Raw genomic sequence first — 2,041 nt, forward strand, 5'->3', positions numbered from 1 at the left:
CCGTCAGCGCACCGCTCTGGGTCAGCGCGCCGCCACTGGTGATCGACACCGTGCCGGTCGTGTTCAGCGCCGCGAGGTCCAGCGCCGTGGCATCGGTGTAGCTGAGCGCACCGGCCGCATCGGCGGTGTCTGCGGCGTTCCTTGAGCGCAGGTCCAGCGTGGTGACGTCGTTGCCGGCATTGCTGAGCGTGATCGCCGCACCGCCGTTCTTCAGCGTCTTCACCGTCAGGCTGTTGGCGCTGACCGCCCCGGTCTGCGTCACCGCATCGCTCGCCGTGGCCGTCAGGGTGCGGCCCACCGTCGTGGCACCGAAACTCAGCGTCCCGCCGATGCTCACCGTCAGGTCCTGCCCGACCGTGCCGCTCAGCGAGGTCGCCAGCGTGTTGGTCAGCGACACGTTGTTGGTCCCGCTGTTGCTCAGCGTCACCGCACCCGTCAGCGCGTTACTGGTGTTGCTGAGCGTGATCGCGTTGGCGCCGGCGGTGAAGGACGAGGTTCCGCCCACCGTCAGTGCGCCGCTCTGGGTCAGCGCACCGCCGCTGCTGACGGTGAGATTGCGCCCGACCGTGCCGCTGAACGAGGTTGCCAGCGTGTTGGTCAGCGACGCGTCGTTGGTCCCGCTGTTGCTCAGCGTCACCGCCCCGGTCAGCGCGTTGCCGGCATTGCTGAGCGTGATCGCGTTGGCACCCGCGGTGAAGGACGAGGTTCCACCAACCGTCAGCGCACCGCTTTGGGTCAGCGCGCCGCCGCTGGTGATCGACACGGTGCCGGTCGTGTTCAGCGCCGCGAGGTCCAGCGCCGTCGCGTCGGTGTAGCTGAGCGCACCGGCCGCATCGGCGGTGTCGGCGGCGTTCCTTGAGCGCAGGTCCAGCGTGGTGACGTCGTTGCCGGCATTGCTGAGCGTGATCGCCGCACCGCCGTTCTTCAGCGTCTTCACCGTCAGGCTGTTGGCACTGATCGCCCCGGTCTGCGTCACCGCATCGCTCGCCGTGGCCGTCAGGGTGCGGCCCACCGTCGTGGCGCCGAAGCCCAGCGTCCCGCCGCTGACCACCGTCAGGTCCTGCCCCACCATTCCGCTCAGCGAGGTCGCCAGCGTGTTGGTCAGCGACACGTCGTTGGTCCCGCTGTTGCTCAGCGTCACCGCACCCGTCAGCGCGTTACTGGTGTTGCTGAGCGTGATCGCGTTGGCGCCGGCGGTGAAGGACGAGGTTCCACCAATCGTCAGCGCACCGCTCTGGGTCAGCGCGCCGCCGCTGGTGATCGACACGGTGCCGGTCGTGTTCAGCGCCGCGAGGTCCAGCGCCGTCGCGTCGGTGTAGCTGAGCGCTCCCGCCGCATCGGCGGTGTCTGCGGCGTTCCTTGAGCGCAGGTCCAGCGTGGTGACGTCGTTGCCGGCATTGCTGAGCGTGATCGCCGCACCGCCGTTCTTCAGCGTCTTCACCGTCAGGCTGTTGGCACTGATCGCCCCGGTCTGCGTCACCGCATCGCTCGCCGTGGCCGTCAGGGTGCGGCCCACCGTCGTGGCGCCGAAGCCCAGCGTCCCGCCGCTGACCACCGTCAGGTCCTGCCCCACCATTCCGCTCAGCGAGGTCGCCAGCGTGTTGGTCAGCGACACGTCGTTGGTCCCGCTGTTGCTCAGCGTCACCGCACCCGTCAGCGCGTTACTGGTGTTGCTGAGCGTGATCGCGTTGGCGCCGGCGGTGAAGGACGAGGTTCCGCCAATCGTCAGCGCACCGCTCTGGGTCAGCGCGCCGCCGCTGGTGATCGACACGGTGCCGGTCGTGTTCAGCGCCGCGAGGTCCAGCGCCGTCGCGTCGGTGTAGCTGAGCGCTCCCGCCGCATCGGCGGTGTCTGCGGCGTTCCTTGAGCGCAGGTCCAGCGTGGTGACGTCGTTGCCGGCATTGCTGAGCGTGATCGCGGCACCGCCGTTCTTCAGCGTCTTCACCGTCAGGCTGTTGGCACCGATCGCCCCGGTCTGCGTCACCGCATCGCTCGCCGTGGCCGTCAGGGTGCGGCCCACCGTCGTGGCGCCGAAGCCCAG

1 protein-coding gene is annotated in these 2,041 nt (G+C 69.3%); it reads right to left on the reverse strand.

From position 1 onward, the window contains the following. A partial coding sequence (locus TSH64_RS01550; protein WP_199237401.1) for a hypothetical protein occupies positions 1-2,041 on the reverse strand: 2,041 nt, incomplete at both ends.

The organism is Azospirillum sp. TSH64 (assembly GCF_003116035.1).
GTDB lineage: Bacteria > Pseudomonadota > Alphaproteobacteria > Azospirillales > Azospirillaceae > Azospirillum.